The following is a 25,645-nucleotide window of genomic DNA, read 5'->3' as shown; positions in this document are numbered from 1 at the left end:
TTGCAAATGACTATCCCGCCAACCGCTGCCGAACCTGTTCAGCGAAGTCCTCTCCCCGCTGTTCAAAATTGTCATACTGATCGAAACTTGCCGCTGCAGGGGCCAGCAGCACCGTCTCTCCCGGTTGCGCATCTGACATAGCCTGCGCCACGGCTTCCGCCATTGTGGTGCAGACCTGCGCCTCGGCTTCAAGTTGAAGCGCGAAATTGGCAGCTTCGCGCCCGATCACATAAGCCTTGAGCACCTGATCCGCAGCGCCGTTCAACGCTGAAAGACCACCCTCTTTTTCCAGCCCCCCACAAATCCACCGGATCTTTTTAAACGCGCTCAACGCCTTCAGCGCGCTGTCTACATTAGTGGCCTTGGAATCGTTCACATAGGTCACGCCGTCCACTTCGGCGATAATCTGGCTGCGATGCGGCAAGCCGGGATAGCTGTGCAGCGCATCCTCAATTACGCGCGGCGCCAGCCCCAACGCGCGGCAGGCAGCATAGGCGGCACAAGCGTTCTGATGGTTATGAACGCCGGGCAGGCCCTTGATCTGACGCAGGTCGATTGACCCAGCCTGCCGCCCCTTGCGGTACTCCGACAAGAACCCCTTGCGTGCAAAGACCTGCCACCCCGGCCCGGTCAGTTTGCGCGCCACCGAGACACGGATGACCCGGTCGTCAGTCGGCCCTTCGGACAGCTGGCCCGCCAGAAACGCGCCTTCGTTTTCATCCACACCGATCACTGCGCGATCCGGTCCGCCCTCGGCAAATAACCGGCGTTTGGCTGCGAAATAGCCCCCCATCCCGCCATGCCGATCCAGATGATCAGGCGAGAGGTTGGTGAACACCGCCACATCCGGCGTCAATGCGCGGGCCAGATCGGTCTGATAGCTGGACAACTCCAACACAACCACCGACCCGTCTCCACCCGGATCAATATCCAGCACCCCGCGCCCAATATTCCCTGCCAGCTGTGCCTCGCGCCCGGCTTCGGTCAGAACGTGATGAATCAATGCTGCAGTGGTTGACTTCCCGTTTGACCCGGTCACCGCAATAACGCGAGGCGGGGTGTCATAGTTGTTCCATTCCGACCCGGCAAAGGATCGGAAGAACAGCCCAATATCGTTGTCCACCGGCACTCCGGCGTCCAGCGCAGCAGCCACAATCGGGTTCGGTTCGGGATAGAGATGCGGAATTCCCGGCGACACGATCAGCGACGCGATGTCGTCAAACGCCCCGTGGCGGTGCAAATCGGCGCAAGTGAAACCTTCTGCCTCGGCTGTTTCGCGAGCGGCGGGATTGTCATCCCAACAGACAGGCTCAGCCTTACCTGCCCGCAATGCACGGGCCGTGGCCAGACCCGATCGGCCAAGCCCCAGAACCGCAACCTTTTGCCCTGAAAACCCTTTGACCGGGATCATGCCGCCCACCTTCTTCTGACGTCCAATTGGCCGTCACACTGCACAGAAGAAAACTCTATTGGCAAGGGCAACAAAAGGCTCGCGCGTCAGCGCGAGCCGGGCTCAACAGGTGGCAGGTGGACCGCAGGTCCGCCGAACCTGGCGGGAGCGTTACCGGACTTTCAAAGTCGCCAGACCAATCATCGCCAGGATCAGCGAGATGATCCAGAACCGGATCACAATGGTCGGCTCGGCCCACCCCTTTTTCTCATAGTGGTGATGGATTGGTGCCATCAGAAACACGCGGCGACCGGTGCGTTTGAAGTACAAAACCTGAATAATCACACTTAGCGCTTCCACAACGAAAAGCCCACCGACAACGGCCAGTACCAGCTCGTGCTTAGTGGCCACCGCAATCGCGCCAAGCGCGCCGCCCAAAGCCAGCGATCCGGTATCGCCCATGAATACGGCCGCAGGCGGAGCGTTATACCACAGAAACCCAAGCCCCGCGCCAAACAGTGCCGAGGTAAAGATGAAAATCTCCCCCGTACCCGGCACATAATGCACGTCCAGATATTCGGTAAAGTCGACCCGCCCGACCGCATAAGCAATTACACCCAAGGTCGAGGCTGCAATCATCGCAGGCATGATTGCCAAGCCATCCAAGCCATCAGTCAGGTTCACAGCGTTGGCCGCCCCCACAATCACAACAATTGCAAAGGGGATGTAAAAAACTCCCAAATTGACCAGCGTATCCTTGAAGACCGGCACGGCCAGCTGGTTCTGCAGCGCCTCGGGATGATGCAGGGTGGCCCAAAGCGAAGCCAGAACCGCGATGATCACCCCCAGCGCCATTCTCATCTTTCCAGACACACCCTTAGTGTTCTGCTTGGACACCTTGGCATAGTCATCTGCAAAACCGATTGCCGCATAAGCCAGCGTCACAAACAACACCATCCAGACATAAGGATTGTCCCACCGCGCCCAGACCAGCGTTGAGGTCACCAGCGCACCAACGATCAGCAACCCGCCCATGGTTGGCGTGCCAGCCTTGGAAAAATGCCCCTCAGGACCGTCGTCTCGGATTGGCTGACCTTTACCCTGTTTCCTGCGCAATACGTTGATCAGCGGCTTGCCGAAGATAAAGCCAAAGATCAACGCGGTCAGAAAGGCTCCGCCCGCACGGAAGGTGATATAGCGGAAGAGGTTAAAGAAATCCCCCCCATCCGACAGGGCGGTCAACCAATAGAGCATGTCAAAACCTTTCTCATGCGGAGGTCATGGGTCAAGCGCGCTCCCTTGCCCCATTTTCCGCAAACCGTCAACAATCTGAGCCAGCGCCATGCTCAGCGACCCTTTGGCCAGAACCGTATCGCCTGCCCGGATCAAATCCGGCAGATGCGCGGCCATTTCGGTGCTTGTTTCACTCCACAACCCGCGCTTGCCCTCGGGCAGCGCTGCATGCAGAGCCTTCATCAACGGACCGATACAGTGAACCTGATCGACCTGCGCCATTGCCGCGACATCCGCCATTCCGGAATGCATGGCGATTTCCTGCGAGCCCAACTCTTTCATATCACCCAAAAAAGCGACCCGGCGTGTGCCCTCGGCCGCAGCCAGCACATCCAACGCTGCCTCCATCGAAGTAGGATTGGCATTATAACTGTCATCCAACAGCTCAATCTGCCCGCCCGCCGCCAGCGGCAGCACCTCGCGCACGCCCCGCCCTTTGACCGGAGACCATTGGCGCAGACCTGCGATGGCTTCATCAAGATCAACACCCATTTCAACACAGGCCGCCAATGCACCCAACGCATTCATGGCAAAATGCGTTCCAGCCGATTGCACGTCATAGGTGATGGTGGCATCCCCAACCGCAGCTTCCGCACGCACCGAGTCGCCTCCTTGCGAGACATCATTCAATGCGTAATCTGCAGCCTTACGGCCAAAACCAACGATACCGGCCCCGTAGTCCTGCGCGATCTGACGCAAAATTTCTGCGTGTTCGATATCTGCATTTACGATGGCCACTCCGCCGGGCTCGAGCCCTTCGAAGATCGCGGCTTTTTCCTGAGCGATACCCGCAACCGAATCGAACGCCTCAAGATGGACCGCCGCAACTGTCGTCACCAACGCCACATGCGGGCGTGCCTGACGCGCCAACGGGGCAATCTCTCCGGGGTGGTTCATGCCGATCTCGATCACGGCGAATTCAATGTCGCGCGGCATTCGAGCCAGCGTCAGAGGAACGCCCCAATGGTTGTTATAGCTGGCCACGCTGGCGTGGGTTTTTCCCTGCTTTTCCAATATGGTCGCCAGCATTTCCTTGGTCGAGGTCTTTCCGACGCTGCCGGTAACACCCACTACGCGCGCGTCAGTTCGGGCGCGGCCTGCTTGCCCCAATGCCTCTAACCCGGTCTGAACATCATCGACTATCAACAGCGGGGCGTCTTTCGGAACACCTTCGGGAATGCGCGACACCAATGCAGCACCCGCACCTTTTTCCAACGCCTGCGCCACAAAATCATGCCCGTCACGCTCGGCTTTGAGAGCAACGAACAAGTCGCCCGGCTGAATGGTCCTGGTGTCGATCGATACGCCATTTACCATCCAATCGGTCGTGGCGCGCCCTCCGGTGGCCTCGGCCGCCTCGGCTGCTGTCCAAAGCGTCATGCCACCCTCCCGTCCAGCGCGGCCACACTGATACTGGCCTGTTCCACATCATCAAACGGCAACACCTGATCACCGACGATTTGCCCAGTCTCATGGCCTTTTCCGGCGATCAACAGCGCGTCACCGGGTTGCAGAGCGTCAATGCCGCGCAGGATAGCTTCGGCCCTATCGCCCACTTCGGTGGCCTCCGGCGCACCCAGCAGAACAGCGGCGCGGATCGTGGCCGGGTCCTCGCTGCGTGGGTTGTCGTCGGTGACAAAGACAAGATCCGCATGATCGGCGGCTGCCTTACCCATCAGCGGGCGCTTGGTGGCATCCCGATCCCCACCCGCGCCGACAATGGCGATCAAGCGACCCATGACATGCGGCCGCATCGCCTTGAGCGCCGTTGCCACCGCGTCCGGCGTATGGGCGTAATCGACAAATACCGCCGCGCCGTTGTCACGGGTCGCAGCCAGCTGCATTCGGCCCCGAACGGTTGTCAGGTGCGGCAAGGTTTCGAACACACGCTCGGGCTCTTCCCCGGCAGCGATAACCAACCCGCAGGCCAGCAGGATATTCTCGGCCTGAAACCCTCCGATCAGGTTCAGACGGGTTTGGAGTACCTTCCCTTGCCACGAGAACCGCAAATCCTGCCCCGTCGCGTCAAAGCGCTGACCGATCAGACACAGATCGGCATCGCCCAGCCCGACAGTCAATACACTTTGACCCCGCGCTTCGGCAATTTTGCGAACCTCGACACCTTTTGGGTCGCTCATGTTGATTACCACGGTGCCGTCCTGTGGCAACACACGATCGAACAATCCCGCCTTGGCGGCGAAATAGGCCTCGAAGGTTTCGTGATAGTCCAGGTGATCCTGCGTGAAATTCGAAAAGCCCGCAGCGGCCAGATGCACGCCATCCAGACGGCGTTGTTCGAGCCCGTGCGAAGACGCCTCCATCGCGGCATGGGTCACGCCGTTTTCCGCAGCTTCGGCCAAACAGCGGTGCAAGGTAATCGGCTCGGGCGTGGTATGCGCCAGCGGTGCGGTCCACGCACCCTCAACCCCTGTTGTTCCAAGATTGACGGCGGCCAGTCCAAGCTCCATCCAAATCTGGCGTACAAATGTGGCCACGGACGTTTTTCCGTTTGTCCCAGTGACAGCCACGATGTGCTGCGGCTGGGCCCCAAACCAAAGCGCGGCACATCCGGCCAGCGCTTGACGGGGGTCTTCAACCACGATCAAAGCAGCGTCCGATGCGGCCAGTTCCTCCGCCGCTATTTCAGCGCCTTCGGCATCTGTCAGGATCGCAGCGGCCCCCATACGCAGGGCGAATTGTATGAACTCTCCACCATGTACGCGGGTGCCGGGAAGCGCAGCGAACAGATAGCCATCCTTCACCTCACGGCTGTCAACGGCCAGTCCGGTAATGTCGGGATTCGCCCCGCCCCGCGCAGTCAGGGCCAGTTGGCTAAGTGTTTTCGTCCTTGTGCCCATGACCCACCTCTGCTGGACAGCCTAATTTGAGGTCAGGGTTATAGCAGCGCGCGCCTCAGGCTCAAGCCGGGGACGCAACCCAAGTAGCGGGGCAATCCGTCCGATCAGCTCGGCAGCCACGGGAACTGCCGTCCAACCCGCCGTCCGCCGCTTTTCGCCGTAGGCCACGATGGACGGTTCATCCAGAGTGACGATCAACACATATTTCGGATCATAGGCCGGGAAGATCGTCGCGAACGTCGCGATTACCTTTTCATCATAATACCCACCGCGCGGCTTGGGCTTATCCGCCGTGCCGGTCTTACCCGCCACGTCATAGCCTGCAACATCGCCAAAGCTGGCAGTGCCATCTGTCACCACACGGCGCAGCATGTTCTGCGCCTGTTTCGCGGCGCTTTCGGACATGACTCGCGGCCCGTATTGAGCACCATTTTTGCGCAGAATGGTCGGGCTGACATAATGCCCGCCATTGGCTATCGCTGCATATCCGGCTGCGAGATGCATCGGGCTGGTCGATAGGCCATGACCGTAAGAAATGGTCACCGTACTCAGCTCGCCCCATTTCTTGGGCTTGAGCGGTTCACCGCCTGCGGCCTCGACAATTTCAAAGGGGGTGGGTTCGAACATGCCCAGCGCCTCAAGGAAATCCTGCTGACGACGCGACCCGATCTGCAAGGCCAATCGGCCCGTGCCACGGTTCGAGCTGTGGACGATCACATCCGCAACGCTGATCTTACCATAGTTCTTGCCGTTGAACTCACCAATCGGGAAACGCCCGATCCGCATCGGACCAGAGGTGTCGATGATTGTCTCAGAATTCACTAACCCCAACTGAACAGCCTGCGCGGCAGTAAAGATTTTGAATACCGAGCCCAGCTCATAAACGCCCTGCACATAGCGATTGAACAATGGGCTGTCCGACGGATCAAATCCCGAGGTTGGCGGGCGCGGACGGTCGTTCGGATCGAAGGACGGCAGCGACGCGGCCGAGATGACCTCGCCCGTGTGTACGTTCATCAGCACCGCCGAGGCCCCTTTGGCGTTCATGATCTTCATGCCGCCATACAAAACCTGCTCAACCGCTGCTTGAATGGTCAGGTCCAGCGAAAGTTGCAGCGGTTTGTTGCCGTTGGCCGGGTCACGCAGATAATCGTCGAATTGCTTCTCGACCCCCGCCACGCCGATAACTTCGGCGGCGCTGACGCCTTCGCGGCCAAAGCCCGAACCACCCAGAATATGCGCGGCCAGACGCCCATTCGGATACAACCGCATCTCGCGCGGGCCAAATAAGATGCCGGGATCGCCGATATCATGCACCGCCTGCTTCTGTTCCGGTGAGATACGTTTCTTGATCCACAGGAACTTACGATTACCGGTGAAATCTTTGACCAGACGCTCTTTTTCCAGATCAGGGAAGATCGCCACCAGCTGATCTGCAGCGGCGACTGGGTCGATCATTGCAGGCGGCTGGGCATAGACAGAATAGGTGTCCAGATTTGTCGCCAGAATGCGCCCCTCGCGATCCACGATATTGGCGCGCTGCATCGCAATCGCAGCACCGGGGGCGCTTGCCAGCGGCTCTTGTGCCTCGGACGTCGCAAGCATGCCCATTCGGACCCCGACCACCGAGAAAGCGCAGAAGAAGAACAGGCCCAGCACCAGCAAACGCCCTTCGGCGCGGGCGCGGGCGCGATCTTTCATGTCTTCGTGACGCTGACGGATGTTTTCCCGCTCGATCGCCTTTGGGTTTTCGCCGCGGGCGCGAGCGTCAAGAACACGGGCCAGGGGGCGCAGAGGGGTACGGGTCATGGGATCTGCACCTCGCCCAGCGCCTGAGTACTGGTGATGGCCTGCAACTCGACCGGGTCGACGATAGGCAGGTCCGGGTCCTCGGCGTAAGAAATCTGATCAGCGCGTCCGAATTGTTCGGCGCGCAGCGGCAACAGGCCCAGACGTTCAAAGTTTAGGTCGGCCAATTCGCGCAGCCGGTCGGGACGGTTCAGGTAAGCCCATTCGGCGTTCAAAACGGCCAGCCGCACCTGCGCCATGCCAATCTCGCGCTGTAGATTCTGTGTTTCCTTCACCACTTGCTGGGTGCGGTAGTTCTCTTGATACGCCCAAAGCGCCAGTCCGAACACGGCCAGAGCAGTCAACACATACAAAACACTCTTCATTTTGCCCTTCCCCCCAGTTGCGGCATCCCAATGGCGCGGGCATCAATTTCCCCAGCCGGAGCCTCAGTCCGTACCGCCACACGCAGCTTGGCCGAGCGCGCACGCGGATTTTCCTGCAATTCCTGTTCATCCGGACCCACAGCTTTGCGGGTCTTAAGCGTGAACTGCGGCAGTTCTTGTTCCATTTCAGGTGCATAGCGATTGGCACGCCCGGTCTTGCCTGCGCGGGACTGAAAGAACCTTTTGACCATCCGATCCTCGATGGAATGGAAAGTCACAACAGCCAGTTGCCCGCCTGGCTTCAACGCGCGTTCGGCAGCCATAAGCCCCTGAAACAGCTCTTCATATTCCGCGTTCACTGCAATCCGCAGCCCCTGAAAGCTGCGCGTTGCCGGGTGCGACTGCCCCGGTTTGGGGCGCGGCAAGCAAGATTCGATGATCTGAACCAGACGCAGGGTCGTCGTAATCGGCTCATCCGCCCGCGCTTTCACAATCGCCTTAGCGATCCGTCGGCTGGCGCGTTCTTCACCATAGTGGAACAGAATATCGGCCAGTTGGGCCTCGGTCGCCGTGTTCACCAGATCGGCGGCGCTCTCACCCTCCTGGCTCATTCGCATGTCCAGCGGGCCGTCCTTCATGAAGGAAAAGCCACGCTCGGCCTGATCCAACTGCATGGATGAGACGCCGAGGTCCAGCACCACGCCATCCAGATCTTGCGCGTATTCATCCATGCGGGAAAACACCCCGGGCTGCATAACCAACCGGTCGCCATAGCCACCCGCCCAGTCTGCCGCCATCGCAAAGGCCAACGGATCACGGTCCACGCCAATGACTTTGTCAGCCCCGGCCTCCAGTAGGCCACGTGTATAACCACCCGCCCCAAACGTCCCATCCAGCCAAGCACCGGACACCGGCGCCACAGCGGCCAGCAATGGGCGCAGCAGAACAGGGATATGAGGTTTGTCGGAAGGGGTGTCAGCGCCGGCCATGCCGTCACGCGTCCCCGACGCCATCTAGGAACTCCAGAGGATCGAAATCCTCGGGCTGTTCGTCCAGCCAATCTTCGGCGGCTGCCAGCTCTTCAGACTCATATGTCTCAGGCTTCCAGATCTGGAACGTATCACCCGCGGCAATAAAGAACGCCTCGTTTTCAAGGCCGATCTTGGTGCGCAACTTGGCTGGCAGCACAAGGCGACCCGTCTCATCCACGGTGGTTGGGAAGGACTGACCGTGGAACATGCGCTGCAACATCTTCCGCTGCATCGAACCACGCGGAAGCGCGTCAATCTTGTGATCGACCTCGTCAATCGCCTGCATGGTATAGCATTCAAGGAATTTGCGGCGGTGATCTCCATAGACGATCACCAGTTCGGGGGTATCACCGGGCTGCCAGTTCGGGTCCGAAGCCTCAAGCACACGGCGAAACGAGGCCGGGATCGACACCCTGCCCTTCGTATCCACCTTGTGGTGGCTTTCACCTCTAAACCTGCGCGCCAAGACGACTGTCCCTTTCGCTTGCGCCCCACCCAAAATTCACGTTCCCCCCGGATGAAAAACGGCGGGTTGATCTGCTGCCACTGATCAACCCGCCGCATTGACCCGCTTTGCGGGATGTCCAGCTGCGCGCGCCACCTGGGGGGATGTCTGCTCGCCCGCGCGCCGGATCTCTTGATTGATGAAAGCGAGATGCCTGTATGAAACCTGTTTTTATTGGTTCGGGGTCGTTTGGCGCCCCATGTGCCTCGTCCTCATCGGATAAACAAGGGATGCCATGGGAATTCATGGAAATCAATAGGAAACTTCAATGTACTTAAGCAAGAATCGCAATATAGACGCATGGCAATCAATTGAAAACCACCCGCATTACACCATAATTAGAATTGATATCGAGGCCAAATACCATATATAGCTAAAAACTTGCACTGAACATCATGTCCCATGAATTCCCAAAAATTCTCCAAATTCTTGAAAATTCAATCACCCAGAGGTCAATCTCACAGCTTCCACCGTACGAATCACCTTCCATTTGCGGCTCCCCATGCAAATCGCGAAGGCATTCCCAGGCGTCGCCCATGATTTCCCATGCACACCGGAACACTCTTTTAGTGAGGCAAGAGGCGCACCTTAATTTAAAGATGCTCAACTTAGAAACATCGCGCTTAAAGAAGCGGCAATTTTTACTAACCAGTAAAATTCGGAAGATTGCCACCGTGGGCAAGGCACTCATAAAACTCCTGTTTTTAAGGCCCAAATGACAACAGCACACCAACACGTTGATATCTATGCATTTGCTGCATAGCAGCATTGACAAGTTCACCTATTGTGCATGTGCAGCATTTCCTTATCTTCATCCTCAAGCAAACGCCGAGACACAGCGGCAAAGACAAAACATATCGGGTAACACAGATGGCTGTAGCAACACATCAGACCGCGCTCAAAGGCGCACCGGCAACCGGCCTGGCATCACTGATTGAGGCTTCAAAAACCAGGTTCGTTCGGTACCGGGTCTACCGCCGGACCGTGAATGAACTGTCCGAACTGTCGAACCGAGAGCTGGCCGATCTGGGCCTGCACCGTTCGATGATCCGCCGCGTGGCAATGCAGGCGGCCGAAGAATACGTCGCGCACTAAGCGCGCACTGACATAACCGAGATCAGGTCCTTCCTCCTCCCTTTAGGATCTGTATTTCAGCGGCGATATCTCTCCTCCTCCCTGATATCGCCGCACCTTATACCGGCCCTGAAAGCCGGAAACTGACACACCGGGTACTTCTCCTCCCTTTCCCGGTGTTGAAAGCGCGCGGCGACGTCTTCCTCCTCCCTGACGTCGCCGCGACTTACACATACCGGGATCAAACCCGGATTCGGATACATCGGGGCTCTTCTCCTCCCTGCCTTGATGTTGAAAGCGCGCGGCGACACCTCTCCTCCTCCCTGGTGTCGCCGCGACTTACACATACCGGGATCAAACCCGGGTTCGGATACATCGGGGCTCTTCTCCTCCCTGCCCTGATGTTGAAATGAACGGCGGTTCCCCTCCTCCTCCCTGGGAACCGCCGTTTTTCTTTTTTCACAAATGAAACAAGGCGCCGCAGCAATGGCCGGGCGCCCCAAAAAACCGAGCATATGCCGTCAGGCACATTCCTATTGATTAAAAGGGTATGTCGTCCTTGGCCGACAGGAACCGCGAGACCACCTTTTTGGTGCCCGCCTTTTCGAAATCCACCTCGACCTTGTCGCCTTCGATGCCGATCACCGCGCCATAGCCGAATTTTTGGTGAAACACGCGCTCGCCTAGGGTGAAGCTTGCGACCGCGGTTGCATCGATCACCGTGTTGCGGGTTTCGCGTGGCTGAGACATCCCATACTGCCCCTGCCGCGCTTGCATCCGCTTCCAACCGGGCGAGTTATAAACATTTGCCTCAGCCGCGCGGGTTTCAATTCCCGCCGCAGGCTGACCGCCGCCATAAAGCCCCGGAGGCGTCAGCACCTCAACATGATCCTCGGGCAGTTCGTCGATAAACCGCGACGGCATCGAATTTTGCCACTGGCCGAACACGCGTCGATTGGCGGCGAAGGATATCGTACAAACTTCTTCCGCGCGGGTGATGCCCACATAGGCCAGCCGTCGTTCTTCCTCGAGACCCTTAAGGCCGGATTCGTCCATCGACCTTTGCGACGGGAACAACCCGTCTTCCCACCCGGGCAGGAACACGGCGGGAAACTCCAGCCCCTTGGCCGCGTGTAGGGTCATGATCGAAACCTTGGCCCCGTCACCCTCCTGCTCGTTATCCATAACCAGGCTGACATGTTCCAGAAACCCTTGCAGGTTCTCGAAGTTGCCCAACTGGTTCACCAACTCCTTGAGGTTTTCCAGTCGTCCTGGCGCCTCGGGCGTTTTTTCGTTTTGCCAATGTGCGGTATAGCCGGATTCATCCAGAACGATCTGCGCCAGTTCGATATGTGAAACTTCTGGCTCGCCGAACCGCATGGGCGCAGTGCCGTCATCAATCACCGAATCGTCGTCGACCTCAATCCGCGGCCCGCGGGTCATCGCATTCCAGCGCGCCAAACCATCGATCAACTCGCGCAGCGCCTTACCGCCCTTGCCCTTGATCAACCCATTGTCGACTGCAATCCGCGCGCCTTCGACCAGTGACACACCATGCTCGCGCGCTGTCATCTGAATCGTCTGCTGTGCCTTGTCCCCAAGGCCGCGTTTCGGAGTATTCACAATCCGCTCGAACGCCAGATCGTCACCGGGGCTGACCACCAGCCGGAAATAGGCCATGGCATCGCGGATCTCCATCCGCTCATAGAATCTGGGGCCGCCAATCACCTTGTAAGGCAGGCCAATGGTCAGGAACCGGTCCTCAAACGCCCGCATCTGGTGCGAGGCCCGCACCAGAATCGCGATCTCGTCCAGGTTCATCGGCCGCACACCCCGCGTCCCGCCCTGCATCGCGTCAATTTCCTCGCCGATCCAGCGCGCCTCTTCCTCGCCATCCCAATGGCCGATCAGACGCACCTTTTCGCCCTCTTGCGTGTTAGTCCAAAGCTCTTTGCCCAACCGGCTTTCATTGCCCCGAATGACATTCGACGCCGCCGCCAGAATATGCGGGGTCGAGCGGTAGTTCTGTTCCAGCCGGACGACAAAAGCGCCGGGAAAGTCTTTTTCGAACCGCAGGATGTTGCCCACCTCGGCGCCGCGCCAGCCATAGATCGACTGGTCATCATCGCCCACGCAACAGATGTTCTTATGCGCCCCGGCCAGCAACCGCAGCCAGAGGTACTGGGCAACGTTGGCATCCTGATACTCGTCGACGAGAATATAACGGAAGCGTCGCTGGTACTTCTCCAGCACGTCCGGGTGGGTCTGGAAGATCGTGACCATGTGCAAGAGCAGGTCCCCAAAATCCACCGCGTTCAGCTCACGCAGGCGGGTCTGGTACTGGGCGTAAAGTTCGATACCCTTGTTGTTGTAGGCTCCCGCGTCGGCGGCGGGCACTTTGTCCGGCGTCAGGGCTCGGTTTTTCCAATCGTCGATAATCCCGGCCAGCATCCGAGGAGGCCACCGCTTCTCATCTATATTGTTTACCTTAAGCAGCTGCTTAAGTAGGCGCAGTTGATCGTCCGTATCCAGAATGGTGAAGTTTGAATTTAGCTCGACCAGTTCGGCATGGATGCGCAGCAGCTTGGCACTTAGTGAATGAAAAGTCCCCATCCAACGGACTGGCTCTTCCAAATCAAACGGCGTTTTCCTTAGTCGCTCAGCCATCTCACGCGCGGCCTTATTAGTGAAGGTAACTGCAAGTATCTGATAAGATTTGGCGTGATGCTGAGAAATAAGATGTGCCACTCTGGCCATCAGTGTCTTGGTTTTTCCAGTCCCAGCACCCGCAAGGATTAAAACCGGACCTTCAGTTTGCCTTACCGCTTGTTCCTGTGCTGGATTAAGTCCTTTAAAATAATTCCCGCCCCCGTCTCGCGGACGGGCCATAGCACGTTGGGAAAGCGATGCGCCCTCGAAGGCGTCCATTTCGTCGAAACTGCTCATCCTCACAAACTACGCCGGATGCGCGGCAAGGGAAAGGCTTTGTTCACGGCTTGTTCGCTTAAAAAGAAACAAATCCTTAGCTACAGCTCTGAGCAATTCGAACTTTTTTGTCTGCTCCTATGCCGGTCTCGTTAACTCTCTCTCAAACTCTGGCCTCAATGCTGATGTCAGATTGCGGGAGGACGGGATATGAAACTCACGGCTCGGGGGCGGCTTGCCCATCGGGTAAAATGGGCAGGGATAACCGTTTTGTTGATAGCGCTGGCGGCAGTCGCAGGTTGGGGAGTCTATTCTCTTCCGGCACCGGTTGTGGACGGAATGCTGAAAACTGACATATTGAAACAGTCCGAACTGTGAAAACGCCGCGTTGTTCTGCATCTAAAAGATCCCGAAACGGCGCTGCAAACCGGCAAGATCGACCCGCATGATGCCGAATTTCTTTCTTCGATGCCCGAAGCGTCGGATGTGTATCGGTTCAAAATGTTCGACACGGCCGGGCGCGTTGTCTGGTCAACACGTCCCGAGGAAATCGGATCCTACGAAACGCGTGCCTTTTTCCGCAGTGATGTTGCACGCGGAATGACGCATTATATTCAGGAAGCGCTCCCACTGTCTGAGATCGACGGACTCGACCTGCATTCCGAAAGCACGCGTACCGCCCTGCAACATCAGGTGGCTGAGGTGTTCGTTCCGATCACAAAAAACGGACGCTTCGTCGGCGCGATTGAGTTTTTCACCGATTTCACCGATCTGCGCACAACATTTATTACCCGACTGAGGGTTTCACTTTCGATCCTTTGCGGCATTGCTCTTTTCGCTTTGGCCAGCGTCTCATTGGTGACATATCGCACCAACCGTATGCAGGTACGAGCGCTGCAACTGCAATCAGCCAAAGAACGCAACCTGGTGGATGAACAACTTAGGTTGGCGCGTGAGGTACGCCTGTTGGGCGAATTGAATGAATGGCTACAGTCGAGCCGATCTCTGGATGAACTGTTCGACATGGTTTCACGATTTATGACCCACATCCTGCCCGAGGCAGAGGGCAGCGTGTATGTCTACTCCAACTCGCGCGATGTTCTGGATGGCTGCGCAAGCTGGAACGGCGGCACTCACAAGGCGCATATCCACCCTGAAGGATGCTGGGGTCTGCGTCGCGGTCGCACATACCAATACGGCGCGTCTGAGATTGATTTTGTCTGCGAACATGCCGAACCCCATGATGGCCGCCCCTATTTCTGTTTTCCCATTCTGGCGCATGGCGAAACAGTTGGCCTGCTCCATCTGCGGGCGCATGAAGGCAGCCAAAAAGTGTTTCATTCCAATAGAAAACTGGCCCAACTGTGTGCAGAACAAATCAGCATGGCGATTGCAAACGTGCGGATGCGGGACCAATTGCATGACCAATCGGTCCGTGATCCGCTGACCTGCTTGTTCAATCGTCGGCATATGACCGACACGTTGCGCAAATCCATTAGCCGCAGCCAACAGACAGGCGCACCGCTGAGCCTGATAGCTGTGGATGTGGATCACTTCAAGAAATTCAACGACACCTATGGTCATGATGCGGGCGACATGGTGCTGCGCTCGGTGGGCTCGGCCTTGGAACAGGGCTGTGACCGGGACGAGGTTGCCTGCCGCATCGGAGGTGAGGAATTCATGCTGATCCTGCCCGACAACACCCCCGAAGACGCCATGACCCGGGCCGAACAATTGCGGCAGGCGGTCGAGGCTGTCTCGGTCCGCTATGGTGAGAAATCACTGCCGCGCATCACGATTTCCGTTGGCGTTGCCCATTATCCTGCGCACGGTTCTATGCCGCAGGATTTGATGCGTGCATCAGATGACGCCCTGTATGTGGCCAAAGACAAGGGTCGAAATCAGGTGCAGGTCGCCAATGGCGCTGATCCGGCACAGGGTAATAAAAGCAAGCCCGAGCAACCGACCAAATCGACAACTCAGGCATCAGCGGCCTGAAAACCTTGCAGAATCACTGTGTAGGTCGGATCAATTCGTATGGACCTGTACAGCTCATTCCCCAGCATTGGCGATCTGAAACGCCACGCACGGCGCAAGGTTCCGCATTTCGTCTGGGAATATCTGGATAGCGGTACAGGGTCCGAGGTCACGCTGCACAAAAACAGGGCCGCACTGGATGATGTGGAGTTTTTACCCTCAATCCTGCACGGTCCTATCGAATGTGACACCAGAACACAGTTTTTGGGCCAAGACTTTCCCTTGCCCTTCGGTATTGCGCCGATTGGAATGTCGGGGCTGATCTGGCCGGATGCTGAGAAACTGCTGGCCCTCGCCGGTGCCAAGGCAGGGTTGCCGTATACATTGTCGACCGTCGCCAGCCAAAGCCCCGAGGATCTGGCTCCTCATCTTGGTCAAAACGCCTGGTTTCAACTTTACCCTCCAAAGGACCCGGACATTCGCGCGGACATGTTAGGTCGCATCAAAGCCGCCGGGTTTTCAACGCTTGTGCTGACAGTTGACGTCCCGGTTGCATCGCGGCGCGAACGGCAGGTGCGATCTGGCCTGACCCATCCACCCAGACTGACGCCACGTTTGCTGGCGCAGATCGCCCAACGCCCGACTTGGGCCTTGGGCATGGCGCGACATGGTATGCCGCGAATGAGGACGCTCGACAAATACATCGATGGCAATAGCGCGCTGTCCCCCACGGCGCATATCGGATACCTGCTGCGCACATCGCCAGATATGGACTATGTCAAATGGTTGCGCGATGCATGGGATGGGCCGTTCGTTGTGAAAGGCGTGATGCGCGCCGAAGACGCGGCTCGCCTGAAACAAGCCGGTGTTGATGCGCTCTGGGTCTCGAATCACGGTGGGCGGCAGTTCGATGGCGCCCCGGCTAGCATTCGCGCGCTTCCCGCCATACGAGCGGCCACAGACTTGCCGCTAATCTTTGACAGTGGCGTTGAAGGCGGGCTTGATGTTCTGCGAGCTTTGGCGCTTGGGGCGGATTTCGTCATGCTGGGGCGGGGTTTTCTTTATGGGTTGGCTGCCCTTGGGTCACGCGGCCCGGCCCATGTCATCGACATTCTGCGACAGGACATGCTGGCGAATATGGGCCAGATGGGTTTGGCAAAGTTGGATCAACTTACGCTACGTCAATACAGCAATTGATGCTGCAGCGCAGAATTGCTAGTAAGTTTGCGCCACCAAGCGGCGTTTGCGAGCGTTAACATGCCGGTTCTACCCAGAACGACTGATATACGAGCGCGTATTGTCCGCCTATGAATACGGCCAAACCACCAAGACCGGGACCTGATATGACCAACTTCAACAAGATCCTGATCGCCAATCGCGGCGAGATAGCCATTCGCGTGATGCGCGCAGCAAACGAGATGGGCAAACGCACCGTCGCTGTCTTCGCCGAAGAAGATAAGCTGGGCCTGCACCGGTTCAAGGCGGATGAGGCCTATCGCATCGGCGAGGGGATGGGACCAGTTGCTGCCTATCTGAGCATCGACGAGATCATCCGCGTGGCCAAGGAATGCGGCGCGGACGCGATCCACCCGGGCTATGGCCTGCTGTCCGAGAACCCCGATTTCGTGGATGCCTGCGTTCAGAATGGCATCACCTTCATCGGCCCCAAAGCTGAAACCATGCGCGCGCTTGGTGACAAGGCCAGCGCACGACGTGTGGCTATCGCGGCGGGCGTACCCGTCATCCCGGCGACCGAGGTTCTGGGCGATGACATGGACGCGATCCGCAAGGAAGCTGCCGAGATCGGTTATCCGCTAATGCTCAAGGCCAGTTGGGGTGGCGGCGGGCGCGGGATGCGCCCGATCGAATCCGAGGACGAGCTGGAAGAAAAGGTTCTGGAAGGCCGCCGTGAGGCCGAGGCTGCGTTCGGCAACGGCGAGGGGTATCTGGAAAAGATGATCACCCGCGCCCGCCATGTCGAGGTGCAAATTCTCGGCGACAAACATGGCGAGATCTATCACCTCTATGAACGCGACTGTTCGGTCCAGCGCCGGAACCAGAAGGTCGTGGAACGGGCCCCTGCCCCGTATCTGTCCGAAGAACAGCGCGCGGAAATCTGCGAACTGGGCCGTAAAATCTGCGCCCATGTGAACTATGAATGCGCTGGCACTGTCGAATTCCTGATGGATATGGAAACCGGCAAGTTCTACTTCATCGAAGTGAATCCGCGCGTGCAGGTCGAACACACCGTCACCGAAGAAGTCACCGGCATCGACATCGTGCAGGCGCAGATCCTGATCGCCGAGGGCAAAACCCTGGCCGAGGCCACAGGTGCCGCCAGCCAGGTTGATGTGCATCTGAACGGTCACGCGCTGCAGACCCGGATCACCACCGAAGACCCGCAGAACAACTTCATCCCCGATTACGGCCGCATCACCGCCTATCGCTCGGCCACGGGTATGGGCATCCGTCTGGATGGCGGCACGGCTTATGCGGGTGGCGTGATTACGCGGTATTATGACTCGTTGCTGACCAAGGTAACCGCAAAGGCCCCAACGCCCGACGCGGCGATTGCCCGGATGGACCGGGCCCTGCGCGAGTTCCGTATTCGCGGCGTCAGCACCAATATCGACTTTGTCATCAACCTGCTGAAACACCCGACCTTCCTGTCGAATGAATACACCACCAAATTCATCGACACGACGCCGGACCTGTTCACCTTCAAGCGTCGTCGCGACCGCGGCACCAAGGTTCTGACCTATATCGCGGATATCACCGTGAACGGGCATCCCGAGACCGCAGATCGTCCCGCCCCGCGCGCTGATCTAAAAGAAGCCAAAGCCCCCGCGCCCAAAGCCGAGCCGCAAATGGGCACCCGCAATCTGCTGGAGCAAAAGGGCCCGCAGGCTGTAGCCGACTGGATGAAGGCGCAGCGTCAGCTGCTGATCACCGACACCACTATGCGTGATGGCCACCAGTCTCTGCTGGCCACCCGGATGCGGTCAATCGACATGATCAAGGTGGCACCGACCTATGCGGCCAACCTGCCACAACTGTTCAGCGTCGAATGCTGGGGCGGCGCAACTTTCGATGTGGCCTATCGCTTCTTGCAGGAATGCCCGTGGCAGCGCCTGCGTGACCTGCGCGAAACGATGCCGAACCTGATGACCCAAATGCTGCTGCGCGGGGCGAACGGGGTTGGCTACACCAACTATCCCGACAACGTGGTACAGGAATTCGTACGTCAGGCGTCCAAGAATATCGACGTGTTCCGCGTGTTCGACTCGCTAAACTGGGTCGAGAACATGCGCGTTGCGATGGATGCAGTGGTCGAGAATGGCAAAATCTGCGAAGGCACCGTTTGCTATACCGGTGACATTCTGGACCCGGATCGCTCCAAGTACGACCTGAAATACTATGTCGGCATGGCGAAAGAGTTGCGCGATGCAGGGGCACACGTTCTGGGCCTGAAGGACATGGCAGGTTTGCTGAAACCGGCCTCGGCCAAGATTCTGATCCGGGCGCTGAAAGAAGAGGTCGGGCTACCGATCCACTTCCACACGCACGACACCGCCGGCATCGCCAGCGCCACCATTCTGGCCGCATCCGAGGCCGGCGTGGACGCGGTGGATTGCGCGATGGACAGCTTCAGCGGCAACACCTCGCAGGCAACGCTGGGCACTGTGGTCGAAGCGCTGCGCCATACCGAGCGCGACACCGGGCTGGATATCAAGGCAATCCGGGAGATCAGCGATTACTTCGAGGCAGTGCGCGGCCAGTACGCGGCTTTTGAGTCCAGCCTTCAAGCCCCCGCGTCTGAGGTGTATCTGCACGAAATGCCAGGTGGTCAGTTCACCAATCTCAAGGCACAGGCGCGCAGCCTCGGCCTTGAAGAGCGTTGGCACGAAGTGGCGCAGATGTATGCGGACGTGAACCAGATGTTCGGTGATATCGTGAAAGTAACACCGTCATCCAAGGTCGTCGGTGACATGGCGCTGATGATGGTCAGTCAGAACATGACACGTGACGATGTGGAAAGCCCAGATTCTGACGTGGCCTTCCCCGACTCGGTCGTCGACATGATGCGTGGCAATCTGGGTCAGCCTCCTGGAGGGTTCCCGGACACCATCATCAAGAAGGTGCTAAAAGACGAGGCCCCGAACACCGACCGCCCGGGCAAGGACGTGCCGGCGGTTGATCTGGAAGCCACCCGCGCCGAGCTATCCAAGCAATTGGAAGGCAAAGAGGTCGATGACGAGGATCTGAACGGCTACCTGATGTATCCCAAGGTCTTCCTGGACTACATGGGCCGTCACCGCGTCTATGGTCCAGTCCGCACCCTACCCACGCGCACGTTCTTCTATGGCATGGAGCCAGGCGAAGAGATCACCGCCGAGATCGACCCGGGCAAGACACTGGAAATCCGCTGTCAGGCCATTGGTGAGACCGACGAAAAAGGCGAAGTCAAAGTCTTCTTCGAACTCAACGGCCAGCCCCGCGTGATCCGGGTGCCGAACCGCATGGTCACCTCGACCACGCAGGCGCGGCCCAAGGCCGAGGCGGGCAACCACGACCATGTCGGCGCACCGATGCCAGGTGTTGTGGCCACTGTCGCCGTCACAGCTGGTCAGCAGGTCAAGGAAGGCGACATGCTGCTGACCATCGAAGCGATGAAAATGGAAACCGGCATCCACGCCGAACGCGACGCGACGGTCAAGGCCGTTCACGTGCAGCCCGGAGGCCAGATTGACGCTAAGGACCTGCTGGTCGAACTGGAATAACCGGTTTAGCTTTCTAAATTAACAAGGGCCGCGCGGGGAACCGGGCGGCCTTTTTTACGCCGAGGAGGATCAAGATGCTGTCCGTCACCCCAATCTACGCCGCACTGCTGGCGATTTTGTACGTCGTCTTAAGCGCCAAGGTTATCAGCCAACGTCGCAGCGACAAGATTTCCTACGGGGACGGTGGCAATCAGGACATGCTCAAAGTGATGCGGACGCATTCCAACTTTGTCGAATACACACCCTTTGCCCTTCTGTTGATCGCGATGGTCGAGCTGCAAGGCGCGGGTGGGCTGCTGCTGAATCTGCTGGGGCTGGCCCTGCTGACTGGACGGGTGATGCATGCCTATGGCTTCGGTCGCAGCCCGCAGATCGTGATTCTGCGCCAGATCGGGATGCTGCTAACCTTCACGGCCATTCTGGTGGCCGCAATTGCAAATCTCGTGCTGGCGCTCTGATCCGGCTGGCGGGGGCTTATCCCGCCAATATCTGCGTCTCAATCAGTGGTGCTTTCATTAGGACCGGCTCAACCTCGACCAGTTTGCCATCATCTTCCGCACAGAACACGGCCGTCAACACGATCAGTGCAGCCAGCAGTGCCATTTTCATATCTGCAACCCGTATCATTTCCTCTCCTCGAACCCTCTTGTTTTATAATGCTCTGTGGTTTGAACGTGCGGCGGCGGGGTTTCCGTCGAAAGATTTTTCCGCCTTTTTGTCTTTTTCTGCTTGCAGGCCCGCGTGGGAATTTATACATCCCTCCTCACTCAACGGCGCGGGCGTAGCTCAGGGGTAGAGCATAACCTTGCCAAGGTTAGGGTCGGGCGTTCGAATCGCCTCGCCCGCTCCATTGAGAGGTCTTCGGACCAACATATGTATCTGATGCGGGCGTAGCTCAGGGGTAGAGCATAACCTTGCCAAGGTTAGGGTCGGGCGTTCGAATCGCCTCGCCCGCTCCAGATACAAACCCATTCAAACACACTGGTTTCTTCGTAAGCGTTGCACCATTCTGGCCGTGATTTCAATCATGCACGGAATTCGCCAATGTCGGACTATGTCATTCGCCCCCTTACTGCCGCCGAAGTCGAACACGCCGTGGATTGGGCCGGTCGCGAAGGGTGGAATCCGGGCAAACATGATGCCGAGTGCTTTCGCACGACAGACCCGGATGGGTTTCTGGGTGGGTTTCTGAATGGCGAGATGATCGCGTCGGTATCAGCGGTAAATTACGACGAAACCTTCGCATTCCTGGGGTTCTATATCGTCAAACCCGAGTTTCGCCACCATGGCCACGGGCTTGAGATCGCTCAGCATGCGTTGGCCCATTGTACCGGGCGCAATATGGGGCTGGATGGCGTGGTCGAGCAACAGGACAATTACCGCAAGTCCGGCTTTACCTTTGCCTATAACAACTATCGTTTTGCCGGCACGAAAAGTCGGATGTTGGCTAAGCTGGGAACCAGACAGAACGATCAAATCACCGATCTGACCCAAGCATCCGACGCCTTGAAAGACTATGATCGCGAACTGTTTCCCGCGCCACGCGACTTGTTTCTGGGCGACTGGCTGAGTGCCTATAGCCACGTATCGAAAGTCTTTACCGAGAACGGCAGAATCAGAGGGTACGCAACACTTCGCCCCTGCCTCACTGGGTATAAGGTTGGCCCCCTGTTTGCGGATAACTCCGACATCGCAAGGGCTTTGCTGGCCGCAATTCTGACTGCAATCCCTGAGGATCACAATGAGCATGAGGTCTTCGTGGACATGCCTCAACCCAACCCATCAGCGTTCGCGCTGGCCGATGAACTTGGGTTGGACAAGGTGTTCGAAACAGCCCGGATGTATTCAGACTACGAACCAGACATCGATCTGAGCCGCATCTTTGGCGTCACGACCTTTGAGCTTGGTTAAAACGCCTTGAACGTCATCGTGGTCAGCGACCGTTCGATGTTGGGAATCACCAGCAGGTTTTCATTGATGAAATGGCCTACATCTTCGGTCTCGGGGATGTAAAGCTTCAGCAGCAGGTCAAACTCACCGCTGGTCGAATACAGCTCAGAATGGATTTCGCGCAGGGCGATTTCCTCGGCCACCTTGTAGGTAGAGCCGGGTTTGCAGCGAATCTGGATGAAAACGCAAGTGGACATGGGCCGTGCCTTGTTGGTTCAGTTTCCTGCAGGCTGGCATGGGCCGCGACCGGGCGCAATCCCCTGCAACAGTTTGCGGTGAATGCCACGCTTGGTCTGGATAAGGCGGGCCATCCCCGTCTATAAGCGCGCCTGTAGCAAAAGGAATTCGCCCATGCGCAGCGCAAAGATCAGCCGTCAAACCGCCGAGACCGAAATATCGGTCGAGGTCAATCTGGACGGCACCGGCACCTATGACAACCAGACCGGCGTCGGTTTCTTCGATCATATGCTGGACCAGCTGGCGCGCCATTCGCTGATCGACATGACGATCCGCGCCAAGGGTGATTATCACATCGACGACCACCACACGGTCGAGGATACCGGCATCGCGCTGGGTCAGGCGTTGACCCAGGCCCTAGGCGACAAGAAAGGTATCCGCCGCTATGGCGAATGCCACCTGCCCATGGATGACGCCCAGGTGCGGTGTGCGCTGGATCTGTCGGGCCGTCCGTTCTTGATCTGGAACGTGGACCTGCCGACGCCCAAGATCGGCGCGTTCGACACCGAACTGGTACGCGAGTTCTTTCAGGCGCTCAGCACCCATGGCGGCATCACGTTGCACATCGACCAGTTGCACGGCTTCAACAGCCACCACATTGCCGAGGCCGCGTTCAAAGCCGTCGCCCGCGCCCTGCGTCTGGCGGTTGAGACTGACCCGCGCAAGGCCGATGCGATTCCGTCGACAAAGGGCGCGCTGTAAATGCTCACGGCCATTATCGACTACGAAAGCGGCAACCTGCACTCGGCCGAAAAGGCGTTTCAGCGCATGGCGCGCGAAATGGATGCCGGTCAGGTCGTAGTGACCTCGGACGCGGATGTTGTGGCGCGGGCCGACCGTCTGGTTCTGCCCGGTGACGGCGCCTTTCCAGCCTGCGCGTCTGAACTGCGCGGCCACAAGGGCATCTATGACGCGATGGTCGAGGCGGTGGAACAAAAAGGCCGCCCGTTTCTTGGCATCTGCGTCGGGATGCAGCTGATGGCCTCAAAAGGTCATGAATACACCGAGACCGACGGCCTGGATTGGGTGGCCGGTGATGTGCTGCGGATCGAACCCTCGGACGATGCGCTGAAGGTGCCCCATATGGGTTGGAACGATCTGGTGCTGGAAAGCGATCACCCAGTGTTCAGTGGCGTCAAAACAGGTGATCATGTCTATTTCGTCCACTCCTACCATTTTCGGGTAACAGACCCGGCAGAGCGGTTGGCTTTTGTGGACTATGGCCAAGAGGTCACGGCCGTGATTGGCCGCGACACAATGGTTGGCATGCAGTTCCACCCCGAGAAAAGCCAGGACGTGGGCCTACGCATGATCGGAAACTTCCTGACCTGGATGCCCTGAACGGTTACTGAACCCGCGTCCAGGTCTGCCCACGGCAGACCAGACCACCAGCAACACAGCCTTTGACAGTCAGCTCATTCTGACTGTCCAGTGTCATTTTCGAGTTGTAGGTCTTGTCGCGGTCTGGCGCCCAGATTTTTCCGCTGTCGTACTGACCATCCCCCTCGGGCACCATATCCCAGATGATCTGTTTGCCCAGGTTTTCATATTCCAACTGCTGGTTGCCATCACCGTCGAAGGCGCTGTCAATTGTGCCGCAAATCGCACTGCCACATTCCGCAATGGTTACATGCAGATAGCCGCCCGTATCCCCCGGCTGGGTCTTCCACAGCCCATCAACCGGGTCAGCCGCAAAGGCGGTGGTCGCCATGGTGGCTAAACCTGCTGCAAGTAGAAATTTCTTCATAATGCTCTCCCTGTGTTGCGATCACTCTGGCCCGGTGACCGGCTTCGGGCAAGAATGACTTTGCGTCGCGTTGCATCCCCTGCCCTGACTGTGCGATATCCCGCGCGACTGACCAAGATATAGGGCCGCCCGACATGATCCTCTACCCCGCCATCGACCTCAAAGACGGCCAGGCCGTGCGCCTGCTGCGCGGTGAAATGGACAAGGCCACCGTGTTCAACGACGATCCGGCCGCGCAAGCCCGCGCCTTTGTCGAGGCCGGGTGCGAGTGGCTGCATCTTGTCGATCTGAACGGCGCTTTTGCGGGTGAGCCAGTCAATGCCGCGCCGGTCGAGGCCATTCTGAAAGCCTGCAACGTGCCCGCGCAGTTGGGTGGCGGCATTCGCGACATGGCCACAATCGAAACCTGGATCGAAAAGGGCCTCGCTCGCGTAATTCTGGGTACGGTTGCAGTGGAAAACCCCGATCTGGTGCGTGAAGCAGCAAAGGCATTCCCCGGCAAGGTCGCTGTGGGCATTGACGCGCGGAACGGTATTGTCGCCACCAAGGGTTGGGCCGAAGAGACCGACGTTCAGGTCACCGATCTGGCCCGCAGTTTCGAGGATGCAGGCGTCGCAGCCATCATCTACACAGACATCAACCGCGATGGCGCGATGCAGGGCCCGAATATTGAAGCAACCGCCGATCTGGCCCGCGCCGTCTCAATCCCGGTCATTGCCTCGGGAGGTGTCAGTTCGCTGGATGATCTCATCGCCCTGCGCGATTGCGGAGTCGAATTGAACGGGGCGATTTCTGGTCGGGCGCTCTATGACGGAGCCCTCGATCTGAAAGAGGCCCTGGCCACCCTGAGCAACTAGAGCGGGCCCAAATGCGCCAGCAAGAAGTGCAGCTGGCGCATTCCTGATGTTATTGAGCCGCGACCGAAGTCAGTTTGGCCAACGCACCGCGCATCTTTTCGATGACCGGAGAATTCTCGACGGCGTCAAGCTCATCCATGGTCTCTTTCGGGTCTTCATAAGCCAGCCAAACCTGACCGTTTTCATCCTCATAGGCTTGAACTTTCAGTGGCAGGAACAATCCCGCCCGCGGGTCGATCTGCATCGCGGGCGTTCCCAGCGCCGGGTTGCCGAAGATCAGCACCTGATTGGCTGGGATACTCAGCCCGACCTTTTCCGCACCAGCCGCGTGATCGACGCGCGCAAATACGGTCGCGCCTGCATTGCCAACGGCGGCTTCAAGTGCATCCATTACCTCGGGCACGGATTTAGCTGTGTTTACCTTGATGATATCGTCTGCCATCGCTGCGACGGTCCCCCCAAATACAAAAGCGGCTGTCAAAAAAAGTTTACGCATCTCATTGATCTCCTAATGAATTTGGGCGCAGTGTTCACAGTTTTGAACCGGGTGGCAATCACATCTCCGGCATCGGCGAGGCTTTGCCGGTAGCGAATTAAATGGGTTTCAATGGGCCCGCCGCGACCGATGACAAATCGTGAACAATTCCACGTTTCCGGTAAGAGTTTGCACATATCAGCCGCAAAATAGTCTTATTCCGTCGCTAGGGCTGAACCGCAATCTAATGCCGGAGTTTCATTGTGTCCGTTTCAAACGTATCTCAACCGACTGAAAATTGGCGCTATTATGCTCCGGTCATCAGTTTTTGCGCGACAATTTTTGTCAGCGCCAGCCTTCTGTTTTTTGTT

23 protein-coding genes and 2 tRNA genes are annotated in these 25,645 nt (G+C 58.1%); 12 read left to right on the top strand and 13 right to left on the bottom strand.

Translation table 11 applies throughout. The features are described from left to right. Window positions 1-10 precede the first annotated feature (10 nt). The 8 genes from murD to mraZ form a co-directional block, all read right to left on the bottom strand. Entirely contained in the window at window positions 11-1,411 is a 1,401-nt protein-coding gene (gene murD, locus ACR0B0_RS01475) for a UDP-N-acetylmuramoyl-L-alanine--D-glutamate ligase (RefSeq protein WP_170348034.1), read from the bottom strand. 150 nt (window positions 1,412-1,561) lie between these two features. After that, window positions 1,562-2,644 (bottom strand): phospho-N-acetylmuramoyl-pentapeptide-transferase, encoded by a 1,083-nt coding sequence (mraY, locus tag ACR0B0_RS01470; RefSeq protein ID WP_170348033.1) that lies wholly within the window; start codon window positions 2,642-2,644, stop codon window positions 1,562-1,564. Between the two features lie 24 nt (window positions 2,645-2,668). After that, window positions 2,669-4,063 (bottom strand): UDP-N-acetylmuramoyl-tripeptide--D-alanyl-D-alanine ligase, encoded by a 1,395-nt coding sequence (locus ACR0B0_RS01465; protein WP_480646117.1) that lies wholly within the window; start codon window positions 4,061-4,063, stop codon window positions 2,669-2,671. Continuing rightward, window positions 4,060-5,541 carry a UDP-N-acetylmuramoyl-L-alanyl-D-glutamate--2,6-diaminopimelate ligase gene (locus tag ACR0B0_RS01460; protein WP_170348031.1) on the bottom strand — a complete coding sequence of 494 codons (1,482 nt, stop codon included), beginning with the start codon at window positions 5,539-5,541 and terminating at the stop codon, window positions 4,060-4,062. The genes ACR0B0_RS01465 and ACR0B0_RS01460 overlap by 4 nt, the downstream gene beginning before the upstream one ends. Before the next feature lie 21 nt (window positions 5,542-5,562). Next, entirely contained in the window at window positions 5,563-7,350 is a 1,788-nt protein-coding gene (locus tag ACR0B0_RS01455; RefSeq protein ID WP_170577360.1) for a peptidoglycan D,D-transpeptidase FtsI family protein, read from the bottom strand. After that, the gene (gene ftsL, locus ACR0B0_RS01450; RefSeq protein WP_170577358.1) at window positions 7,347-7,715 is read right to left on the bottom strand and encodes a cell division protein FtsL; all 369 of its coding nucleotides are present in this window, start codon (window positions 7,713-7,715) and stop codon (window positions 7,347-7,349) included. The genes ACR0B0_RS01455 and ftsL overlap by 4 nt, the downstream gene beginning before the upstream one ends. Continuing rightward, window positions 7,712-8,704 carry a 16S rRNA (cytosine(1402)-N(4))-methyltransferase RsmH gene (gene rsmH, locus ACR0B0_RS01445; RefSeq protein ID WP_170349349.1) on the bottom strand — a complete coding sequence of 331 codons (993 nt, stop codon included), beginning with the start codon at window positions 8,702-8,704 and terminating at the stop codon, window positions 7,712-7,714. The genes ftsL and rsmH overlap by 4 nt, the downstream gene beginning before the upstream one ends. 4 nt (window positions 8,705-8,708) lie before the next feature. Then, a complete protein-coding gene (gene mraZ, locus ACR0B0_RS01440) occupies window positions 8,709-9,212 on the bottom strand; it encodes a division/cell wall cluster transcriptional repressor MraZ (protein ID WP_170348028.1) in 504 nt (167 codons plus the stop codon). Window positions 9,213-10,121: 909 nt separating this feature from the next. Between mraZ and ACR0B0_RS01435 the strand changes: the two genes are divergently transcribed. Next, window positions 10,122-10,346, top strand: coding sequence for a DUF1127 domain-containing protein (locus ACR0B0_RS01435; RefSeq protein WP_170348027.1), 225 nt, complete (start codon window positions 10,122-10,124; stop codon window positions 10,344-10,346). 519 nt (window positions 10,347-10,865) lie between these two features. Here ACR0B0_RS01435 and ACR0B0_RS01430 read toward each other — a convergent pair. Then, window positions 10,866-13,271 (bottom strand): ATP-dependent helicase, encoded by a 2,406-nt coding sequence (locus tag ACR0B0_RS01430; RefSeq protein ID WP_480646115.1) that lies wholly within the window; start codon window positions 13,269-13,271, stop codon window positions 10,866-10,868. Window positions 13,272-13,460: 189 nt separating this feature from the next. On the opposite strand from ACR0B0_RS01430, the gene ACR0B0_RS01425 reads away from it, so the two are divergent. The 5 genes from ACR0B0_RS01425 to ACR0B0_RS01405 all read left to right on the top strand — a co-directional run bounded on the left by ACR0B0_RS01425 (window position 13,461) and on the right by ACR0B0_RS01405 (window position 20,466). Beyond that, on the top strand, window positions 13,461-13,628 hold the full coding sequence (locus ACR0B0_RS01425; protein WP_480646112.1) for a hypothetical protein: 168 nt from the start codon (window positions 13,461-13,463) through the stop codon (window positions 13,626-13,628). 15 nt (window positions 13,629-13,643) lie between these two features. Beyond that, window positions 13,644-15,248 (top strand): sensor domain-containing diguanylate cyclase, encoded by a 1,605-nt coding sequence (locus tag ACR0B0_RS01420; protein ID WP_480646750.1) that lies wholly within the window; start codon window positions 13,644-13,646, stop codon window positions 15,246-15,248. Between the two features lie 39 nt (window positions 15,249-15,287). Beyond that, complete coding sequence (locus ACR0B0_RS01415) at window positions 15,288-16,424, top strand: alpha-hydroxy acid oxidase (protein ID WP_170348024.1); 1,137 nt, start codon at window positions 15,288-15,290, stop codon at window positions 16,422-16,424. 146 nt (window positions 16,425-16,570) lie between these two features. Then, a complete protein-coding gene (locus tag ACR0B0_RS01410) occupies window positions 16,571-20,008 on the top strand; it encodes a pyruvate carboxylase (protein ID WP_170348023.1) in 3,438 nt (1,145 codons plus the stop codon). Window positions 20,009-20,082: 74 nt separating this feature from the next. Further along, window positions 20,083-20,466: an MAPEG family protein gene (locus ACR0B0_RS01405; RefSeq protein WP_170348022.1), complete on the top strand. Its 384-nt coding sequence runs from the start codon at window positions 20,083-20,085 to the stop codon at window positions 20,464-20,466. A 16-nt stretch (window positions 20,467-20,482) separates the two neighbouring features. Here ACR0B0_RS01405 and ACR0B0_RS01400 read toward each other — a convergent pair whose 3' ends face one another. After that, window positions 20,483-20,635, bottom strand: a complete 153-nt coding sequence (locus ACR0B0_RS01400; protein WP_170348021.1) for a hypothetical protein — start codon at window positions 20,633-20,635, stop codon at window positions 20,483-20,485. A gap of 148 nt (window positions 20,636-20,783) precedes the next feature. Between ACR0B0_RS01400 and ACR0B0_RS01395 the strand changes: the two genes are divergently transcribed. The 3 genes from ACR0B0_RS01395 (at window position 20,784) to ACR0B0_RS01385 (ending at window position 21,919) form a co-directional block, all read left to right on the top strand. Further along, window positions 20,784-20,858 (top strand) — tRNA-Gly (locus tag ACR0B0_RS01395). 34 nt (window positions 20,859-20,892) lie between these two features. After that, window positions 20,893-20,967 (top strand) — tRNA-Gly (locus ACR0B0_RS01390). Window positions 20,968-21,052: 85 nt separating this feature from the next. Beyond that, the gene (locus tag ACR0B0_RS01385; RefSeq protein ID WP_170348020.1) at window positions 21,053-21,919 is read left to right on the top strand and encodes a GNAT family N-acetyltransferase; all 867 of its coding nucleotides are present in this window, start codon (window positions 21,053-21,055) and stop codon (window positions 21,917-21,919) included. On the opposite strand, the gene ACR0B0_RS01380 is transcribed toward ACR0B0_RS01385, so the two are convergent. Then, complete coding sequence (locus ACR0B0_RS01380; protein WP_058280212.1) at window positions 21,916-22,155, bottom strand: Lrp/AsnC ligand binding domain-containing protein; 240 nt, start codon at window positions 22,153-22,155, stop codon at window positions 21,916-21,918. The genes ACR0B0_RS01385 and ACR0B0_RS01380 overlap by 4 nt on opposite strands. A gap of 154 nt (window positions 22,156-22,309) precedes the next feature. Between ACR0B0_RS01380 and hisB the strand changes: the two genes are divergently transcribed. Both hisB and hisH read left to right on the top strand, forming a co-directional pair. Beyond that, on the top strand, window positions 22,310-22,897 hold the full coding sequence (hisB, locus tag ACR0B0_RS01375) for an imidazoleglycerol-phosphate dehydratase HisB (RefSeq protein WP_170348018.1): 588 nt from the start codon (window positions 22,310-22,312) through the stop codon (window positions 22,895-22,897). After that, complete coding sequence (hisH, locus tag ACR0B0_RS01370; RefSeq protein WP_480635967.1) at window positions 22,898-23,536, top strand: imidazole glycerol phosphate synthase subunit HisH; 639 nt, start codon at window positions 22,898-22,900, stop codon at window positions 23,534-23,536. A gap of 4 nt (window positions 23,537-23,540) precedes the next feature. Here hisH and ACR0B0_RS01365 read toward each other — a convergent pair whose 3' ends face one another. Continuing rightward, window positions 23,541-23,942, bottom strand: coding sequence for a DUF2147 domain-containing protein (locus ACR0B0_RS01365; RefSeq protein ID WP_480635965.1), 402 nt, complete (start codon window positions 23,940-23,942; stop codon window positions 23,541-23,543). A 134-nt stretch (window positions 23,943-24,076) separates the two neighbouring features. Between ACR0B0_RS01365 and hisA the strand changes: the two genes are divergently transcribed. Then, entirely contained in the window at window positions 24,077-24,799 is a 723-nt protein-coding gene (hisA, locus tag ACR0B0_RS01360; protein ID WP_480646110.1) for a 1-(5-phosphoribosyl)-5-[(5-phosphoribosylamino)methylideneamino]imidazole-4-carboxamide isomerase, read from the top strand. 49 nt (window positions 24,800-24,848) lie between these two features. On the opposite strand, the gene ACR0B0_RS01355 is transcribed toward hisA, so the two are convergent. Then, complete coding sequence (locus tag ACR0B0_RS01355) at window positions 24,849-25,295, bottom strand: DUF302 domain-containing protein (RefSeq protein ID WP_480635961.1); 447 nt, start codon at window positions 25,293-25,295, stop codon at window positions 24,849-24,851. Window positions 25,296-25,645 lie beyond the last annotated feature (350 nt).

This window comes from Ruegeria sp. BA12 (assembly GCF_056539625.1).
Note: the sequence above shows the minus strand (reverse complement) of the source record. Positions and strands in the feature narration are given on the sequence as shown.

Excerpts from the sequence above, each read along its gene's own strand:
- ACR0B0_RS01355 (WP_480635961.1), bottom strand. The coding sequence starts at position 25,295 with ATGCGTAAACTTTTTTTGACAGCCGCTTTTGTATTTGGGGGGACCGTC.
- ACR0B0_RS01415 (WP_170348024.1), top strand. The coding sequence starts at position 15,288 with ATGGACCTGTACAGCTCATTCCCCAGCATTGGCGATCTGAAACGCCAC.
- ACR0B0_RS01400 (WP_170348021.1), bottom strand. The coding sequence starts at position 20,635 with ATGATACGGGTTGCAGATATGAAAATGGCACTGCTGGCTGCACTGATC.
- hisH (WP_480635967.1), top strand. The coding sequence starts at position 22,898 with ATGCTCACGGCCATTATCGACTACGAAAGCGGCAACCTGCACTCGGCC.
- ACR0B0_RS01460 (WP_170348031.1), bottom strand. The coding sequence starts at position 5,541 with ATGGGCACAAGGACGAAAACACTTAGCCAACTGGCCCTGACTGCGCGG.
- ACR0B0_RS01365 (WP_480635965.1), bottom strand. The coding sequence starts at position 23,942 with ATGAAGAAATTTCTACTTGCAGCAGGTTTAGCCACCATGGCGACCACC.
- rsmH (WP_170349349.1), bottom strand. The coding sequence starts at position 8,704 with ATGGCCGGCGCTGACACCCCTTCCGACAAACCTCATATCCCTGTTCTG.
- murD (WP_170348034.1), bottom strand. The coding sequence starts at position 1,411 with ATGATCCCGGTCAAAGGGTTTTCAGGGCAAAAGGTTGCGGTTCTGGGG.
- ACR0B0_RS01465 (WP_480646117.1), bottom strand. The coding sequence starts at position 4,063 with ATGACGCTTTGGACAGCAGCCGAGGCGGCCGAGGCCACCGGAGGGCGC.
- ACR0B0_RS01410 (WP_170348023.1), top strand. The coding sequence starts at position 16,571 with ATGACCAACTTCAACAAGATCCTGATCGCCAATCGCGGCGAGATAGCC.
- ACR0B0_RS01435 (WP_170348027.1), top strand. The coding sequence starts at position 10,122 with ATGGCTGTAGCAACACATCAGACCGCGCTCAAAGGCGCACCGGCAACC.
- ACR0B0_RS01380 (WP_058280212.1), bottom strand. The coding sequence starts at position 22,155 with ATGTCCACTTGCGTTTTCATCCAGATTCGCTGCAAACCCGGCTCTACC.
- ACR0B0_RS01385 (WP_170348020.1), top strand. The coding sequence starts at position 21,053 with ATGTCGGACTATGTCATTCGCCCCCTTACTGCCGCCGAAGTCGAACAC.
- ACR0B0_RS01425 (WP_480646112.1), top strand. The coding sequence starts at position 13,461 with ATGAAACTCACGGCTCGGGGGCGGCTTGCCCATCGGGTAAAATGGGCA.
- ACR0B0_RS01455 (WP_170577360.1), bottom strand. The coding sequence starts at position 7,350 with ATGACCCGTACCCCTCTGCGCCCCCTGGCCCGTGTTCTTGACGCTCGC.
- hisB (WP_170348018.1), top strand. The coding sequence starts at position 22,310 with ATGCGCAGCGCAAAGATCAGCCGTCAAACCGCCGAGACCGAAATATCG.
- mraY (WP_170348033.1), bottom strand. The coding sequence starts at position 2,644 with ATGCTCTATTGGTTGACCGCCCTGTCGGATGGGGGGGATTTCTTTAAC.
- hisA (WP_480646110.1), top strand. The coding sequence starts at position 24,077 with ATGATCCTCTACCCCGCCATCGACCTCAAAGACGGCCAGGCCGTGCGC.
- ACR0B0_RS01405 (WP_170348022.1), top strand. The coding sequence starts at position 20,083 with ATGCTGTCCGTCACCCCAATCTACGCCGCACTGCTGGCGATTTTGTAC.
- ACR0B0_RS01430 (WP_480646115.1), bottom strand. The coding sequence starts at position 13,271 with ATGAGCAGTTTCGACGAAATGGACGCCTTCGAGGGCGCATCGCTTTCC.
- ftsL (WP_170577358.1), bottom strand. The coding sequence starts at position 7,715 with ATGAAGAGTGTTTTGTATGTGTTGACTGCTCTGGCCGTGTTCGGACTG.